Origin of the sequence: Gilvimarinus gilvus (genome assembly GCF_030518155.1) — a bacterium.
Classification (GTDB): Bacteria; Pseudomonadota; Gammaproteobacteria; order Pseudomonadales; family Cellvibrionaceae; genus Gilvimarinus; species Gilvimarinus gilvus.
This window is the reverse complement of the sequence record NZ_JAULRU010000399.1, coordinates 1-413: the sequence shown is the minus strand read 5'-3', so window position 1 is coordinate 413 and position 413 is coordinate 1. Positions and strand designations below refer to the sequence as shown.

The 413-nt window shown below is 35.1% G+C and carries 1 protein-coding gene; it reads left to right on the top strand.

Features of this window, described 5'->3' with window-relative positions:
* On the top strand, positions 1-413 hold a 413-nt coding region (locus QWI17_RS06755), incomplete at both ends, for a DUF1015 family protein (protein ID WP_302721763.1).

The following is a 413-nucleotide window of genomic DNA, read 5'->3' as shown; positions in this document are numbered from 1 at the left end:
CGCAAGACAAGTCTTCTTTTTATATTTATCAAGTGATACAGCCTGATGGACGCGAAACAAAAGGACTTTTGGGCTTGGTGAATATTGATGATTATCGTCAAAATAAAATTAAAAAACACGAAGAAACATTGGAACGTCGTGTGGAATTATTTGCTGATTATTTGAAGGAATCTCACTTCCATGCGGAGCCTGTTTTATTGACTTATAAACCTGCTCAACGTGTAGATTTGTTAATTGATACAGAAATGAAACGCAAGCCGATTCTAAAAATAGAAGAAGAAAACGGAACGCAACATTTATTGTGGAGAGTTGATAATCGATTGAATTTAAAACAATTAAAAGATTCGATCGAGAAATTGGACGAATTGTACATTGCAGATGGACATCATCGTATGGAAAGTTCGGAACGATAC